The organism is Pseudomonas shahriarae (genome assembly GCF_014268455.2).
GTDB classification, from domain to species: domain Bacteria; phylum Pseudomonadota; class Gammaproteobacteria; order Pseudomonadales; family Pseudomonadaceae; genus Aquipseudomonas; species Aquipseudomonas shahriarae.
The window spans coordinates 1,545,949-1,560,687 of the sequence record NZ_CP077085.1 but is presented as its reverse complement, the minus strand read 5'-3'; the positions used below and the strand labels follow the sequence as shown (position 1 = coordinate 1,560,687).

Here is a 14,739-nt window from a genome sequence, read left to right as displayed (position 1 = left end):
GCGAATTCGCCCACTGCGGCTTAAGAAATTTCGCGCCGGAAAGGCGGCAAGGCATTCAGGATCGCCTTGCCATAGCGCTGAGTGACCAGACGGCGGTCGAGCAAGGTGATGGTGCCCCGGTCTTCTTCGGTACGCAGCAAGCGACCACAGGCCTGGACCAGCTTCAACGAGGCATCCGGTACCGAGATCTCCATGAACGGATTACCGCCCCGGGCTTCGATCCACTCGGCCAGCGCAGCCTCGACCGGATCATCCGGCACCGAGAACGGGATCTTGGCGATCACCACGTGCTCGCAGTAGGCACCGGGCAGGTCGACACCTTCGGCAAAGCTCGCCAGGCCGAACAGCACGCTGGAGTCCCCGCCATCAACCCGCGCCTTGTGCTTGTTCAGGGTTTCCTGTTTCGACAGGTTGCCCTGGATAAACACCTGTTTGCGCCAGTCGCGGTCGAGGCCGTCGAACACGTCCTGCATCTGTTTACGCGACGAGAACAGCACCAGGGTGCCCTTGGAGCCTTCCACCAGCGACGGCAGGTCACGAATGATTGCCGCGGTGTGGGCCGGCGCATCCCGTGGGTCGGCCTTGAGGTCCGGCACCCGCAGCACGCCAGCGTCAGCGTGATGGAACGGGCTGGGGACCACGGCAGTGACGGCTTTTTTCGGCAGGCCGGCGCGCATGCGGAAGCGGTCGAAGGTGCCCAGGGCCGTCAGGGTGGCCGAGGTCACCAGGGCGCCGTAGGCCACATTCCACAGGTTGCGCCGGAGCATTTCTGCGGCAAGGATCGGGCTGGCGTTGACCTCGATATCGAACAGCGCACCGCTCTCCGACAGCGTCAGCCAGCGGGCCATGGGTGGATTGTCTTCCGGGTCTTCAACGGTGAAGGCCGTCCACAACTCCCAGTTGCCCTGGGCACGGGACAACAGGCTGCCAAACAACGGATACCACTCTTCGGCCTGGTTGCTGGCGATGCCGATATTGACCTCGCCGTCCATGCCTTCCTTGAGCAGGTCGGTGAGGCGGGTGAACAGGTCGGTCAGGCGTGAGAAGCCCTTCTTCAACTCGACGCCCATCTCGCGCATATGCTCGGGAATCAGCCCGCCGACAAAGCGATGGCGTGGCCGCTCGCGACCTTCAACGTCTTCGCCGGGCTTGAAGTCCGCCACCTGTTCGCAGGCGCTGAACATGAACTGTTGCTGGGTCTTGATCTCCCGCGCCAACTCCGGCACCTGTTCGATCAACTTGCCCAGGTCGCCCGGCAGCGGATGCTGGGCCAGCAGCTTGGTGAGGTTCTTGGCGGTGGTTTCCAGCCAGTCAGCGGTGGAACGCAGGCGTGTGTAGTGGGCAAAGTGGCCGATGGCCTTGTCGGGCAGGTGATGGCCTTCGTCGAACACGTAGAGGGTGTCGCGCGGGTCGGGCAGCACGGCGCCGCCGCCCAGGGCCAGGTCAGCCAGGACCATGTCGTGGTTGGTGACAATCACGTCGACCTTGCCCATGCCTTCGCGGGCCTTGTAGAAGGCGCACTGGCCGAAGTTGGGGCAGTGCCGGTTGGTGCACTGGCTATGATCGGTAGTCAGGCGCGCCCAGTCGGCATCTTCAAGGGCGTTGGGCCAGCTGTCGCGGTCGCCGTCCCACCTATTGCCGGCCAGCTTCTCGATCATGCTGGTAAACAGCTTCTGGCTGGCCTCATCGACTTCGATCTTGAAGCCTTCTTCTTCGAACAGCGAGGCCGTGGCGGTTTGCGCGTGGCCTTCCTGCAACAGCACATCCAGCTTGGACAGGCACATATAGCGGCCACGGCCCTTGGCCAGGGCGAAGGTGAAGCTCAGGCCACTGTTGCGCATCAGGTCCGGCAGGTCTTTGTAGACGATCTGCTCTTGCAGGGCCACGGTGGCGGTGGCAATCACCAGGCGCTTGCCGGCGGCCTTGGCAGTGGGAATCGCCGCCAGGCTGTAGGCCACAGTCTTGCCGGTACCGGTGCCGGCCTCGACGGCCACGACCGCAGGGTCGCCACTGCGCCGGCCTTCGTCGTCGGTGTCGATATCCCCGAGGACCTTGGCCACTTCGGCGATCATCAGGCGCTGGCCGTAGCGCGGTTTCAAGCTCTTGGCTTCGAGAAAACGCGAGTAGGCGCCCTGGATCGTGGTTTTGAGTTCAGTGCTGATCATGGATAGTCGGGCGCAAAAAACGCTGGATAAATTTTCAGTGGTTCGGATCGGCCGCTATCATACCCCGCTAATTAATCCCGCGCAGAACGGAGTACCTCAATGACCGTGTTTAGCCTTGCCTACACCCTGCATGTATTGGCCGCCCTGGTATGGGTCGGCGGTATGTTTTTCGCCTGGATGATCCTGCGCCCGGCTGCAATGGCGGCGCTCGACGGCCCTCCACGGCTGAAATTGTGGATGAATGTGTTTCAGCGTTTTTTCGTGTGGGTCTGGGTCGCGGTGCTGATCTTGCCGATCAGTGGCGTCGGCCTGTTGCAACTGCGCTTCAACGGGTTTGAAACCGCGCCGCGTTATGTGCAAGTGATGATGGGCTTGTATGTGGTAATGACCGCGCTGTTTATCCGCATCCAGGCGTTGCAACTGCCTGAACTGCGCACGGCTGTGGCGGCCGAGGACTGGGCGACGGGCGCGCAGGTGCTGGGAAGAATCCGAAAGCTGGTAGGGATCAATCTGATTGTCGGGTTGGTGGTGGTGGGCGTGGCTTCGGCTCGGCCGATGTTCTGAGGTTGTTCCTCAGTGCCTCATCGCGGGCAAGCCCGCTCCCACACTTTGATTTGTGAATACCCAAAAATGTGGGAGCGGGCTTGCCCGCGATGGGCCAGTGCCGATAGCTCAAAGCCGCTGGATGGTCACCGTACCGGCAGGCCCCGCCGGCCCCGCCTGGCCTTCCAGACCCGGCCGGCCTTTCTCGCCGCCGTCGGCGCGGTACACCAGGCAGCCCTTGGACGCGCCGCCCTTGCCCGGCTTGCCGGCCACACCCGGTAAACCACCCGCACCACCCTCGACCCAGACCTTGATCTGCTCACTCGGATAATCCCGCGGCAACTCGATGCGCACCGCCGCCCCCGCCGCCCCCGGCAGCCCGTCGCCGCCGTTGTCACCATTGGCGCCACGTCCGGCCGAACCCCAGGTGCAACCAGGGTCTTCGCCATTGGCACCATCCAGGCCGCTGTAACCCTGGGCACCGGTGCCACCACGGGCATCGACGGACAGCTCTTCTGCAATCAACCCATTGATTCGCAGGGTCAGGTCACGCCCCGGCCGGGCCGGTTTTTCATGGGTGCCGGGCGCGCCACGGGAGGTGATTTGGCTGCCATGCTCCAACTGCGCATGCCGCACCTGCAACTGCAGGGCCGAGGCGCTGGGCACGATGGCAATCCGCGCTTCGCGGCCCAGGTGCAGTTCGTCGACAGTGACCTGGGTGATATTGGCCGGAATCAACAAGGTGCCATAGTCCGCCACTTCCAGGCGCTCCAACTGCAGCACGCTGGTGCTGTTGGGCAAGCGCATCAGCGAGTGAGTCTCGACACTGACGCTTTCGGCCAGGGCAATGGGGCTGACCAGCAGGGCCAGGAGAAAAACCTTACGCATGATTGGCATCCTTGTTGTCTTGGTTAGCCGTAGGCGCAGGCAGGCTCTTTATATGGAACATCCCCAGCAACAGGATCAGCAGGCGGTCACGCCAGGGGTGAGCACGATGTTTGACGCTGGCGTTGAACAACACCAACTCCAGAAGATGGACCAGCAACAACAGGCTGCCGACCAGGTTGACCAACAGATGAAATGGATTAGTCAGCGGTTTGAACAGGTTGACCAGCACCACCGTCCAGAACAGCATCGCCAGCAACTTCCCCAATCCTAGCAACAGCTTCATGCCCTACGCCCCCTTGCACATTATTCTTTGGGCGCACAGTAACGAGTTCTACAGGCGATTTGCCAGTGAAGGATTAAAAAACTTGAGAAGGCTGCGACTTGGCGGCCAGATCGCCGAGATTCGTCTGATACAGCTGTAAGAAATGCCCCTGGCACCGCCCAGGGGCATATCAGAAATGTCTTAGCGGTTGATTTGAATTTCCACGCGACGGTTCTGGGCGCGGCCGTCGGCGGTTTTGTTGTCGGCCACCGGATGGCTCTCACCGGCCCCCGTCACCGACACAAAGTTACTGCGGGGCACGCCGGAGCTGACCAGGTACTCGGTCACCGAACGGGCGCGTTTTTCCGAAAGTTTCTGGTTGTAGGCATCTTTACCGACGCTGTCGGTGTGCCCGCTGACCCGCAACTGCGCAGTCGGTGCTTCCTGTTTCAGGCGTGTGGCAACCGTGTCGAGCTTGGTTTTGTCGGCGGCCGTCAGCCGGGCCGAATCGAACTCGAAGTGCACATCACGAATCACGATGGTCTCTTCCTGGACCACGACCACTTCCTCGACGACGACCGCCTCAGGTACCGGCGGGCAGCCGTTGGCATCCACCTGCACGCCCTTCGGGGTGCCCGGGCACTTGTCGCGACTGTCCGGGACGCCATCCGCGTCTTCGTCACCGTCGCCATGCACCCAGCAATAGGCGCCGGCCATGCCGCCAATCAACAATGCGCCACCGCCAGCCCATGAAGAGCTTTCGGTAGCGCCCAGCGCGGCCCCGGTTACGCCGCCGAGGGCGGCACAGGTGGGCCAGTCGGTTTTTTGCAAGCCTGCGCAACCTGTCAATACTCCGGTTAGCAGAACCAAGGGTAGAGCTGTCCGCATGATGCTCATTTGATTTCTCCTGAGGGGATCGGCCGCAAGCCGATGGGTGGAGTAAAGACCGCTCTTTTCATCTGCGCCAGCCGGCCATACCCCCGTATTCATTGGCCGAGGCCGCTTTTTCCGGTCGACAGGCGAGCGCCCGCTCTAGGCCCGCACGCTCAAGCAGGCTAGTCTTGAAGGTTCTGATGTGAGGATCTTCGATGACCGCCGGCAATTCTTCCCGTACTCCGCAGCAAGCACTCGCTGCCCTGCTTGATCGCCAAGCCCCCAAACGCCTGCTGGTGTTGGGCGCCGGCCACTTCCCGGCGCTGGAGGCATTCCAGCAGGCGCACCCTGACACCGTGGTCTGCGTCGCCGGGCCTGGGCCATTGCCACCTGAGGTGGCCGCCCAGCGATTTGACCTGGCCCTGGTGGTCGATTGCCTGGAGCACCTGTCAAAACGTGCAGGTCTGGAGCTGCTGGGCGGCGTGCGCAACCTCAATGCCAGCCGCATCGCCGTTCTCGCCGACCTTGCCGCCTGCGGCTGGAAGGACACCGACTTTTTCTCCCTGGCCCTGCAGACCAATGAGCAGTTTTGCCGCGACAATCAGGTACTGACGCTGTTTACCTACGATCTGCTTGAATACAAACAAGTGCCGGACTGGCTGAATGCCCGGTTCTGGGCCAACCCGGAAAATTTCGGAAAGTATTGGTGGTAACCATGAGTACATCCATTTGCCCTTGCGGCAGCGGCAACCTGCTGGATGCCTGTTGCGGCCATTACCACACTGGCCACCCCGCGCCGTGCGCCACCGCGTTGATGCGCTCACGCTACAGCGCCTATGTGCTGGGGCTGGTGGATTATCTGGTGGCCACTACGCTACCGGCACAACAGAACGGCCTCGACCGTGATGCCATCGGGGCCTGGAGCGCGCAAAGCACCTGGCTCGGCCTGGAGGTGGAAAGCTCCGAGGTGTTTGGTGGGCAGCCGGAACATGCCTTTGTCACTTTTACCGCACGCTGGCATGACAGCACCGGCGAACACAGCCACCGCGAACAGTCGTCTTTCGTACAGAACGATGGGCGTTGGTACTTTATTGATCCTACGGTGGAGGTGAAGGCCGGGCGTAATGATGCCTGCCTGTGCGGCAGTGGGCAGAAGTTCAAGAAGTGCTGTTCCAGTTACCTTTAAAAACCAAGGACACTGCGTTAAACCACACAACACTCGTCATCGTTGACGACCATCGCCGGCAAGCCGGCTCCTACAAGGGATTGCGTCATGGTCAGCCGATTACGAACCTACAGCTGTTTAATGGTATTGACCGTTGGCCTCTCGGGCTGTGCGTCCTGGTTCGCCGATGACACGCCGCCGCCACAGATCCACCTGGTCAAGGTCGAGTTGGTGCGGGCCAAGCTACTGGAGCAGAAATTCAAGCTGCACTTTCGCGTGGATAACCGTGACGACTCGGACCTCACCGTGCGCGGCCTGATCTATAAGATCAGCCTGGCTGACGTGGAGCTGACCGAGGGCGAATCCAACGAGTGGCTGACCATACCGCCCCATGGCCGGGGATTTTTCAAGGTCACGGTGCGCACCAACCTGTGGCCACAGGTGCGGGAGATCGCCGACCTGCTGAAAAATCCGCACCGCCCCATCCCCTATCGCCTGGAAGGTGAGTTGAAAACCGGATTATTCATCGGTAACGACGTGCACGTGATGCGCAATGGCGAGATAATCCCCGGCGATTTTATTCCGGAGCGACACCAATGACTCAGCAACCCCATGTCCATGGTCCTGACTGCAACCACGATCACGATCACCACGATCACGACCATGGTCATGTCCACGGCCCGAACTGCGGCCATGCCCACCAGGAACCGGTGCGCAACGCATTGAAGGACGTTGGCCGCAACGATCCATGCCCATGCGGCAGCGAGAAGAAGTTCAAGAAGTGCCACGGCGCCTGATACGCGTCCCGCAGGAGCCGGCAAGCCGGCTCCTACAGTTCTATCGTTAGACGCAAATATTTCATTGAATTTTCGGTAGCTGAGCACTACCTATACCTACAGGCACATCAGCGGGCGTCCTGCCCGTTCAAGCATCACCAATCCTGGAGAGCTTCATGATCGACCTGTATTACTGGACCACCCCCAACGGTCACAAGATTTCGTTGTTCCTGGAAGAAGCAGGCCTGCCCTACGAGGTGCACCCGATCAACATCGGCCAGGGCGACCAGTTCAAGCCAGACTTCCTGAAGATCGCTCCCAACAACCGCATTCCTGCCATTGTCGACCAGCACCCGAGCGACGGTGGCGCGCCGATTTCGCTGTTCGAATCCGGAGCCATCCTGCTGTACCTCGCGGAAAAAACCGGCCAGTTCCTGCCCAAGGACCTGCGCGGTCGCCAGGAAGTGCTGCAATGGTTGTTCTGGCAAATGGGCGGCCTGGGCCCGATGGCCGGGCAGAATCACCATTTCAGCCAGTTCGCCCCGGAAAAAATCCCCTACGCGATCAAACGCTACGTCGATGAAACCGCGCGCCTCTATGGCGTGCTCGACCGGCGCCTGGCGGACCGCAGCTTCGTTGCCGGCGAGACCTACAGCATTGCCGATATGGCGATCTACCCGTGGATCGTGTCCCACAAATGGCAGAGCCAGCGCCTGGAAGATTTCCCCCACCTGCATCGCTGGTTCAACCTGATCAAGGAACGCCCGGCGACAGTGCGAGCCTATGACCTGGTGCAGAAGGTCAACCCGCCGAAACCCTGATGCACGCTCCCCCCTGTGGGAGCTGTCGAGCCCCCGGCGAGGCTGCGATGCAGGCGCTGGGGCTGCCAGATACAGCACGATGCTCCTATCGCAGCCTGGCTAAAGCTCGACAGCTCGCACATGTGCTCAATCAAATCCTGAAAATTAGCATCGCCTCCCGCTTGCGTCGGTTCGCCGCGCTCACTAACGTAGCGCCTTTACTGACGCTACCCCCCGCAGGAGCTTTGCCATGGCCTCGCCAGCCCTTTCACGTTTTCTTCCCCGGTTCGGCGTTGCCGCGGCAGTGGCCAGTGCCTTGGGCCTGGCCGGTTGCCAGTCCCTGAACAGCCAGGACACCCTGCCCCCCGTTTCCGGCGTGCAGCCGCTCAAGGGCCTGGCGCAGAATGTTTCCGTACGGCGTAACAGCCAGGGCATGCCGCTGATTGAAAGCAATACCTTCCACGACGCACTGTTCACCCTCGGTTATGTGCACGCCAGCGACCGAATCAACCAGATGGTTACCCTGCGCCTGTTGGCCCAGGGCCGACTGGCGGAGATGTCCGGTCCGGACGTGCTGGATGTCGACCGCTTCATGCGCGCCGTCAACCTGAAGAAAAGCGCCAGCGAGCTGTACAACGCCTCGTCGCCGCGCCTCAAGCGCTTCTTTGAAGTGTATGCCCGCGGGGTCAACGCCTACCTGTTCCGCTACCGCGACAAACTGCCGACGGACCTGGCCCAGACTGGCTACAAGCCCGAGTACTGGAAGCCGGAGGACTCGGCGCTGTTGTTTTGCCTGCTGAATTTCAGTGAGTCGGCCAACCTGCAGGAAGAGTTGTCCGCCCTGGTACTGGCGCAAAAAGTCGGCGCCGACAAACTCGCCTGGCTGACCCCAAGCTACCCGGACGAACCGCTGCCTGTGGCGGAGTCCGACAAGCTCAAGGGCGTCAATCTCGGGCAGATTCCCGGCCTTGCCACGCTCAACAGCATCAACGAACACCTGGGCAGCCTTAACACCCTTGGGGTTTCCACCTCCAGCAACTGGGCCATCGCCCCGCAACGCAGCCGCAGTGGTCGCAGCCTGTTGGCCAACGACCTGTCTACGCCTATGCAGGCGCCGTCCCTGTGGAATTTCGTACAAATCCGCGCGCCGAAATACCAGGCGGTCGGGGTGTCGATTGCCGGGATTCCTACCTTGCTGTCCGGTTTCAACGGCAAGGTGGCGTGGAGCATGAGCCAGGTGTCCGGCGATACCCAGGACCTGTTCCTGGAGAAGGTCAAACGCCAGGGCAGCGCGCTGTACTACGAGCACAACGGCAAATGGCTGCCGACAATCGTGCGTAACGAAACCTTCTTCGCCAAGGGCCAGCGGCCGATTCGCGAGGCGGTGTACGAAACCCGCCACGGACCGTTGCTCAACAGCGCCCAGTCGCTGACCAGCGGTTACGGCCTGGCCCTGCAAACCGCCAGTTTCAAGGACGACAAGAGCCTGGATGCGTTTTTCGACCTGTCCCGGGCGCAGAATGTGGAAAAAGCCTCGGACGCCAGCCGCGAGATTCGGGCCATCGCCCTGAACATGGTATTTGCCGACGCCAGCAATATCGGCTGGCAGGTCACCGGGCGGTTCCCCAACCGCCGCGAAGGTGAAGGCCTGCTGCCCTCGCCGGGCTGGGACGGGCGCTTTGACTGGGACGGCTACGCCGATGCGATGCTGCATCCCTATGACCAGGACCCGCCACAGGGCTGGGTCGGCACGGCCAACCAGCGTACGGTGCCCCACGGCTACGGCATGCAACTGTCCAACTCCTGGGCCGCGCCGGAGCGCAGCGAACGCCTGGCGCAACTGGCCGGCAACGGCAAGCACGACAGCCGCAGCGTGATCGCCATGCAGTACGACCAGACCACGCTGTTCGCCGCCAAACTCAAAAGCATGTTCCAGGCGCCGGGCATGGCCCAGCCACTGAAGCAGGCGATTGATGCCCTGCCTGCCGCTGAGCGGGCCAAGGCGCAGCAGGCCCTGGGCCGCCTGATGGCGTTCGACGGGCGGCTGGCAGCCACCTCGGCCGACGCCGCGATCTACCAACTGTTCCTGCAGGAAAGCGCCAGGCAGATTTTCCTCGACGAGCTGGGCCCGGAATCCAGCGCCACCTGGAAAGCCTTTGTCAGCAACGCCAACCTGTCCTACGCGGCCCAGGCCGACCATCTGCTGGGGCGTGAAGACAGCCCGTTCTGGGACGACCTGCGCACCCCTGGCAAAGAAGACAAACCGGCGATTCTCGCCCGCAGCCTGGCTGCTGCAATCACCGCCGGCGACAGCCAGTTGGGCGCAGATCACAAGGCCTGGCAATGGGGCAAACTGCACAGCTACACCTGGAAAAACACCGGCGGCCAGACGATTCGCGGCCCATTGGCAGCCGGCGGCGATCACAGTACGTTGAACGCAACGCCTTACAATTGGGGGCAGGATTTCGCCACCAGCCAAGTCCAGGCCCTGCGCATGATTGTCGATTTCGGCCAGGTGGAACCGATGATGGGTCAAGGCGGGATCGGCCAATCCGGCAACCCTGCCAGCCCGAACTATGCCAATGGCATTGATCCGTGGCTCAAGGCGCAATACCTGAGCTTCCCGATGCAGCCACAGAACTTTGAAAAGGTGTATGGCAAGACTCGTCTGACCCTGGTTCCGGGAAAGTAATCCCACGTAGGCGCCCCGCCCGCACTGCGATGGTGCTGAAGATTTTTAGCGCCCGATATCGGGCGCTTCCTACGTTACCCTTCGTGTAATCCCGCCAATTAAAAAGACTGTTCAGAACTATGGTGCAGAAATTGCTACTTGCGATTCGTCTGACACCGTTCAGTAACAGTCCTAATCGCGCCACAAGCGCTTATCTTGGTTCCCAGGGATTACATAATGAAAAAAGCATTGCTGACCCTTTCTGCACTCGCACTGTGCATGGCCGCCGGTACCGCCTTGGCCAAGGAATACAAAGAATTGCGTTTTGGTGTGGACCCTTCCTATGCGCCATTTGAATCCAAGGCCGCCGACGGCAGCCTGGTGGGCTTCGATATCGACCTGGGCAATGCCATTTGTGCGGAGCTGAAGGTCACCTGCAAGTGGGTGGAAAGTGACTTTGACGGCATGATCCCGGGCCTGAAAGCCAAGAAGTTCGACGGTGTGATTTCGTCCATGACCGTGACCCCGGCCCGCGAGAAGGTCATCGACTTCTCCAGCGAGCTGTTTTCCGGGCCGACCTCCTATGTATTCAAGAAAGGCTCGGGCCTGAGCGAAGACATCGCCTCTCTCAAGGGCAAGACCGTCGGCTATGAACAAGGCACCATCCAGGAAGCCTACGCCAAGGCTGTGCTGGACAAGGCCGGAGTGAAAACCCAGGCCTACCAGAACCAGGACCAAGTCTATGCCGACCTGACCTCGGGCCGCCTGGATGCGTCGATCCAGGACATGCTGCAGGCCGAACTGGGCTTTCTGAAATCGCCACAAGGGGCGGGCTATGAAGTCAGCAAGCCCGTAGACAGCGAATTGCTGCCCTCCAAGACCGCAGTCGGCATCGCAAAAGGTAACAAAGAGCTCAAAGCCCTTCTGGATAAAGGTATCAAAGCGTTACACGATGATGGCACCTACGCCACCATCCAGAAAAAACACTTCGGCGATCTGAACCTGTACAGCGGCAAATAACGCTGCGGCGCCCGCCGCTCCAAGGGGTGGGCGCACTACCGATTGCCAAAGGCGTACCCCATGTTTGAAGACCTGTTGCAGACCCTCGGGCTTGGCGCGTTCAGCTTGAAAGGGTTTGGCCCGCTGTTGCTGCAAGGCACCTGGATGACCATCAAGCTGTCGGTGCTGTCCCTGGCCGTCAGCGTGCTGCTGGGACTGATCGGCGCCAGCGCCAAGTTGTCGAGCCTGGCGCTGTTGCGCATTCCCGCGCAGCTGTACACCACCTTGATTCGCGGCGTGCCGGACCTGGTGCTGATGCTGTTGATTTTCTACAGCCTGCAAACCTGGCTGACCAGCTTCACCGACTACATGGAATGGGAATACATCGAGATCAACCCGTTCGGCGCCGGGGTGATTACCCTGGGCTTTATCTACGGTGCGTATTTCACCGAGACTTTTCGCGGCGCGATCCTCGCCGTGCCCCGCGGCCAGCTCGAGGCCGCCACGGCCTATGGCCTCAAGCGCGGGCAGCGCTTTCGCTACGTGACCTTCCCGCAAATGATGCGCTTCGCCTTGCCGGGCATTGGCAATAACTGGATGGTGATGCTCAAGGCTACGGCGCTGGTGTCGATCATCGGCCTGGCCGACGTGGTCAAGGCTGCCCAGGATGCCGGCAAAAGTACCTACCAACTGTTCTTTTTCCTGGTAGTGGCGGCCTTGATCTACCTGGCCATTACCAGCGCATCAAACTTCGTCCTGCGCAGGCTGGAAGCCCGTTACGCCGCCGGCTCACGGGAGGCCGTGCGATGATCGAACTGTTGCAGGAGTACTGGCGGCCTTTCCTCTACAGCGATGGCAACCATATGAGCGGCCTGGCCATGACGATGTGGCTGCTCACGGCCTCGATCTGCATGGGTTTCGTGGTGTCGATCCCACTGTCCATCGCCCGCGTCTCACCCAAGCGCTGGGTCCGTTGGCCGGTGCAGTTCTACACCTACCTGTTTCGCGGCACACCGCTCTATATCCAGCTGCTGATCTGCTACACCGGTATCTACAGCCTCGCTGCGGTTCGCGCACAACCATTGCTGGATGCGTTTTTTCGCGACGCGATGAACTGCACCCTTCTGGCCTTTGCCCTCAACACCTGCGCCTACACCACGGAAATCTTCGCCGGAGCCATCCGCAGCATGGCCCATGGTGAGGTCGAAGCGGCGAAAGCCTATGGCCTGAGCGGCTGGAAACTCTACGCCTACGTGATCATGCCGTCGGCCCTGCGCCGTTCATTGCCGTACTACAGTAATGAAGTGATCCTGATGCTGCACTCGACGACGGTAGCCTTTACCGCGACGATCCCGGACATCCTCAAAGTCGCCCGGGACGCCAACTCGGCCACCTTCCTGACTTTCCAATCGTTTGGTATCGCTGCGCTGATCTACCTGACCGTGACCTTTGCCCTGGTCGGTCTGTTTCGTCTGGCGGAGCGGCGCTGGCTGGCCTTTCTCGGGCCGAGCCATTAAGGAGCCCCTATGCGGCAACAGATTCATCCCCTCCTCGCCCCCGTGCCAGGCACGGCACGGCAGATCCACAGCTTTCACTTCGGGCCAGAGCAGGCCGAAGGCAAAATCTACATCCAATCCTCGCTGCACGCCGACGAACTGCCCGGCATGCTGGTGGCCTGGCACTTGAAGGTACGCCTGGCGGAACTGGCTGCAGCCGGCCGCCTGCGCAGCGAAATCGTGCTGGTGCCGGTGGCCAATCCAGTGGGCCTGGAGCAAGTGCTGATGGACATTCCCCTGGGCCGCTACGAGCTGGAGAGCGGGCAGAATTTCAATCGCCTGTTTGTCGACCTCAGTGACGAGGTCGGCAATCAGGTCGAGGGCCGGCTGGGGGATGATCCAAGGCGCAACGTCGCGCTGATCCGCGACAGCCTGCGCCAGGCCCTCGACCGCCATGTACCGGCCACGCAGCTGCAATCCCAGCGCCTGGTGCTGCAACGCCTGGCCTGTGATGCCGATATGGTGCTGGACCTGCATTGCGACTTCGAAGCCGTCGCCCACCTTTACACCACGCCCGAGGCCTGGCCGCAGGTCGAGCCGCTGGCCCGTTACATCGGCGCCGAAGCCTGCCTGCTGGCCACCGATTCCGGGGGGCAATCCTTCGATGAGTGTTTCACCCTGCTCTGGTGGCAATTGCAGCAACGTTTTGGCGAGCGCTTCGAGATTCCCCAGGGCAGTTTTTCCGTGACCCTGGAGTTGCGCGGCCAAGGCGATGTCAATCACGGCCTGGCCAGTCTCGATTGCCAGGCGATCATCGACTATCTGATCCGATTTGGCGCCATCAGCGGCGAACCTGCACCCCTGCCCGACTTGCCCTACCCCGCCACGCCGCTGGCTGCCGTCGAACCGGTGGCAACCCCGCTAGGTGGCTTGCTGGTGTTCCACGCGCTGCCAGGAGAATACCTGGAGGCCGGGCAGTTGGTCGCCGAGGTCATTGACCCCATTCACGACCGCGTCACCCCCGTTCACTGCCGCCATGCCGGCCTGATGTACGCCCGCTCGCTACGGCGCATGGCCACGGCCGGCATGGTGATTGCCCATGTCGCCGGCCTTACGCCCTATCGCAGCGGCTATTTACTATCGCCTTGAGGATGCACGCCCCATGTACAAACTGACCGTTGAAGGCCTGCATAAAAGCTATGGCGACCATGAAGTGCTCAAAGGTGTTTCGCTAAAGGCCAAAAGCGGTGATGTGATCAGCCTGATCGGCGCCAGCGGCTCGGGGAAAAGTACCTTCCTGCGTTGCATCAACTTTCTTGAACAACCCAATGACGGCGCCATTAGCCTGGATGGCCAGCCGATCCGTATGGTCAGCGACCGCCACGGCATGCGCGTGGCCGACGAAGCCGAGCTACAGCGCCTGCGCACCCGCCTGGCGATGGTGTTCCAGCACTTCAACCTGTGGAGCCATATGAGCGTGCTGGAAAACATCAGCATGGCCCCCCGCCGGGTCCTGGGCTGCAGCAAAAAGGACGCCGAGGACCGTGCCCGGCGTTATCTGGAGAAGGTAGGGCTGCCGGCACGGGTGGCCGAGCAGTATCCGGCGTTCCTCTCGGGGGGCCAGCAACAGCGAGTGGCGATCGCACGCGCCCTGGCGATGGAGCCGGAGGTGATGCTGTTCGACGAGCCGACATCGGCCCTCGACCCGGAACTGGTGGGCGAAGTGCTGAAGGTGATCCAGGGCCTGGCTGAAGAGGGGCGGACCATGATCATGGTGACCCACGAGATGAGTTTTGCGCGCAAGGTTTCCAGCCAGGTGCTGTTTTTGCACCACGGGCTGGTGGAGGAGGAAGGCACGCCGGAAGACGTGCTGGGCAACCCGAAAAGCGAGCGTTTGCGGCAGTTTCTAAGTGGCAATCTGAAGTAAGAGGCCAAGGCAAGAGGCCTTACTGTGGCGAGCGGGCTTGCCCGCGTCGGGCTGCGTAGCAGCCCCTGTAACGTTGCCGCCTGTCTTCAGATACACCGCGGCGCCAGGTTTCAGGGCTGCTGCGCAGCCCAACGCGGGCAAGCCCGCTCGCCACCACAAAAGCTACCAGCGGTT

16 protein-coding genes are annotated in these 14,739 nt (G+C 61.5%); 12 read left to right on the top strand and 4 right to left on the bottom strand.

From position 1 onward, the window contains the following. Window positions 1-20: 20 nt before the first annotated feature. On the bottom strand, window positions 21-2,165 hold the full coding sequence (gene dinG / locus HU773_RS06945) for an ATP-dependent DNA helicase DinG (RefSeq protein ID WP_186625574.1): 2,145 nt from the start codon (window positions 2,163-2,165) through the stop codon (window positions 21-23). Window positions 2,166-2,264: 99 nt separating this feature from the next. On the opposite strand from dinG, the gene HU773_RS06940 reads away from it, so the two are divergent. After that, the gene (locus HU773_RS06940) at window positions 2,265-2,729 is read left to right on the top strand and encodes a CopD family protein (protein WP_057439857.1); all 465 of its coding nucleotides are present in this window, start codon (window positions 2,265-2,267) and stop codon (window positions 2,727-2,729) included. 108 nt (window positions 2,730-2,837) lie between these two features. Here HU773_RS06940 and HU773_RS06935 read toward each other — a convergent pair whose 3' ends face one another. The 3 genes from HU773_RS06935 to HU773_RS06925 all read right to left on the bottom strand — a co-directional run bounded on the left by HU773_RS06935 (window position 2,838) and on the right by HU773_RS06925 (window position 4,755). Next, window positions 2,838-3,596 (bottom strand): collagen-like domain-containing protein, encoded by a 759-nt coding sequence (locus HU773_RS06935; RefSeq protein WP_057958715.1) that lies wholly within the window; start codon window positions 3,594-3,596, stop codon window positions 2,838-2,840. After that, window positions 3,589-3,879 carry a DUF1145 domain-containing protein gene (locus HU773_RS06930; protein WP_057439859.1) on the bottom strand — a complete coding sequence of 97 codons (291 nt, stop codon included), beginning with the start codon at window positions 3,877-3,879 and terminating at the stop codon, window positions 3,589-3,591. Before HU773_RS06930 ends, HU773_RS06935 begins: the two co-directional genes overlap by 8 nt. A gap of 180 nt (window positions 3,880-4,059) precedes the next feature. Next, on the bottom strand, window positions 4,060-4,755 hold the full coding sequence (locus HU773_RS06925; RefSeq protein WP_115127545.1) for a PA1041 family peptidoglycan-binding anchor lipoprotein: 696 nt from the start codon (window positions 4,753-4,755) through the stop codon (window positions 4,060-4,062). A 191-nt stretch (window positions 4,756-4,946) separates the two neighbouring features. Between HU773_RS06925 and HU773_RS06920 the strand changes: the two genes are divergently transcribed. The 11 genes from HU773_RS06920 (at window position 4,947) to HU773_RS06870 (ending at window position 14,565) form a co-directional block, all read left to right on the top strand. Continuing rightward, a complete protein-coding gene (locus HU773_RS06920; RefSeq protein WP_057439863.1) occupies window positions 4,947-5,444 on the top strand; it encodes a DUF6231 family protein in 498 nt (165 codons plus the stop codon). A gap of 2 nt (window positions 5,445-5,446) precedes the next feature. Further along, window positions 5,447-5,917: a YchJ family protein gene (locus tag HU773_RS06915; protein ID WP_057439866.1), complete on the top strand. Its 471-nt coding sequence runs from the start codon at window positions 5,447-5,449 to the stop codon at window positions 5,915-5,917. 87 nt (window positions 5,918-6,004) lie between these two features. Continuing rightward, the gene (locus tag HU773_RS06910; RefSeq protein ID WP_057439868.1) at window positions 6,005-6,496 is read left to right on the top strand and encodes an LEA/WHy family protein; all 492 of its coding nucleotides are present in this window, start codon (window positions 6,005-6,007) and stop codon (window positions 6,494-6,496) included. Next, entirely contained in the window at window positions 6,493-6,693 is a 201-nt protein-coding gene (locus HU773_RS06905) for an SEC-C metal-binding domain-containing protein (RefSeq protein ID WP_003189235.1), read from the top strand. Before HU773_RS06910 ends, HU773_RS06905 begins: the two co-directional genes overlap by 4 nt. Window positions 6,694-6,848: 155 nt before the next feature. Next, window positions 6,849-7,493 (top strand): glutathione S-transferase N-terminal domain-containing protein, encoded by a 645-nt coding sequence (locus tag HU773_RS06900; RefSeq protein WP_115127542.1) that lies wholly within the window; start codon window positions 6,849-6,851, stop codon window positions 7,491-7,493. 229 nt (window positions 7,494-7,722) lie between these two features. Beyond that, entirely contained in the window at window positions 7,723-10,164 is a 2,442-nt protein-coding gene (locus HU773_RS06895; RefSeq protein WP_186625576.1) for a penicillin acylase family protein, read from the top strand. A gap of 216 nt (window positions 10,165-10,380) precedes the next feature. After that, a complete protein-coding gene (locus HU773_RS06890) occupies window positions 10,381-11,163 on the top strand; it encodes a transporter substrate-binding domain-containing protein (protein ID WP_057958713.1) in 783 nt (260 codons plus the stop codon). 60 nt (window positions 11,164-11,223) lie between these two features. Continuing rightward, window positions 11,224-11,952, top strand: a complete 729-nt coding sequence (locus HU773_RS06885; protein WP_057439877.1) for an ABC transporter permease — start codon at window positions 11,224-11,226, stop codon at window positions 11,950-11,952. Then, window positions 11,949-12,659, top strand: a complete 711-nt coding sequence (locus HU773_RS06880) for an ABC transporter permease (RefSeq protein WP_057958712.1) — start codon at window positions 11,949-11,951, stop codon at window positions 12,657-12,659. The genes HU773_RS06885 and HU773_RS06880 overlap by 4 nt, the downstream gene beginning before the upstream one ends. A gap of 9 nt (window positions 12,660-12,668) precedes the next feature. Further along, window positions 12,669-13,787 carry a succinylglutamate desuccinylase/aspartoacylase family protein gene (locus HU773_RS06875; protein WP_057958711.1) on the top strand — a complete coding sequence of 373 codons (1,119 nt, stop codon included), beginning with the start codon at window positions 12,669-12,671 and terminating at the stop codon, window positions 13,785-13,787. Between the two features lie 13 nt (window positions 13,788-13,800). Beyond that, complete coding sequence (locus tag HU773_RS06870; RefSeq protein ID WP_057958710.1) at window positions 13,801-14,565, top strand: ABC transporter ATP-binding protein; 765 nt, start codon at window positions 13,801-13,803, stop codon at window positions 14,563-14,565. Window positions 14,566-14,739: the final 174 nt, after the last annotated feature.

Bases quoted from the DNA above. Each gene is read 5' to 3' on its own strand.
- HU773_RS06925 (WP_115127545.1), bottom strand. From the start codon at position 4,755: ATGAGCATCATGCGGACAGCTCTACCCTTGGTTCTGCTAACCGGAGTA.
- HU773_RS06890 (WP_057958713.1), top strand. From the start codon at position 10,381: ATGAAAAAAGCATTGCTGACCCTTTCTGCACTCGCACTGTGCATGGCC.
- HU773_RS06875 (WP_057958711.1), top strand. From the start codon at position 12,669: ATGCGGCAACAGATTCATCCCCTCCTCGCCCCCGTGCCAGGCACGGCA.
- HU773_RS06885 (WP_057439877.1), top strand. From the start codon at position 11,224: ATGTTTGAAGACCTGTTGCAGACCCTCGGGCTTGGCGCGTTCAGCTTG.
- HU773_RS06940 (WP_057439857.1), top strand. From the start codon at position 2,265: ATGACCGTGTTTAGCCTTGCCTACACCCTGCATGTATTGGCCGCCCTG.
- dinG (WP_186625574.1), bottom strand. From the start codon at position 2,165: ATGATCAGCACTGAACTCAAAACCACGATCCAGGGCGCCTACTCGCGT.
- HU773_RS06930 (WP_057439859.1), bottom strand. From the start codon at position 3,879: ATGAAGCTGTTGCTAGGATTGGGGAAGTTGCTGGCGATGCTGTTCTGG.
- HU773_RS06895 (WP_186625576.1), top strand. From the start codon at position 7,723: ATGGCCTCGCCAGCCCTTTCACGTTTTCTTCCCCGGTTCGGCGTTGCC.
- HU773_RS06870 (WP_057958710.1), top strand. From the start codon at position 13,801: ATGTACAAACTGACCGTTGAAGGCCTGCATAAAAGCTATGGCGACCAT.
- HU773_RS06910 (WP_057439868.1), top strand. From the start codon at position 6,005: ATGGTCAGCCGATTACGAACCTACAGCTGTTTAATGGTATTGACCGTT.
- HU773_RS06920 (WP_057439863.1), top strand. From the start codon at position 4,947: ATGACCGCCGGCAATTCTTCCCGTACTCCGCAGCAAGCACTCGCTGCC.
- HU773_RS06880 (WP_057958712.1), top strand. From the start codon at position 11,949: ATGATCGAACTGTTGCAGGAGTACTGGCGGCCTTTCCTCTACAGCGAT.
- HU773_RS06900 (WP_115127542.1), top strand. From the start codon at position 6,849: ATGATCGACCTGTATTACTGGACCACCCCCAACGGTCACAAGATTTCG.
- HU773_RS06915 (WP_057439866.1), top strand. From the start codon at position 5,447: ATGAGTACATCCATTTGCCCTTGCGGCAGCGGCAACCTGCTGGATGCC.
- HU773_RS06935 (WP_057958715.1), bottom strand. From the start codon at position 3,596: ATGCGTAAGGTTTTTCTCCTGGCCCTGCTGGTCAGCCCCATTGCCCTG.
- HU773_RS06905 (WP_003189235.1), top strand. From the start codon at position 6,493: ATGACTCAGCAACCCCATGTCCATGGTCCTGACTGCAACCACGATCAC.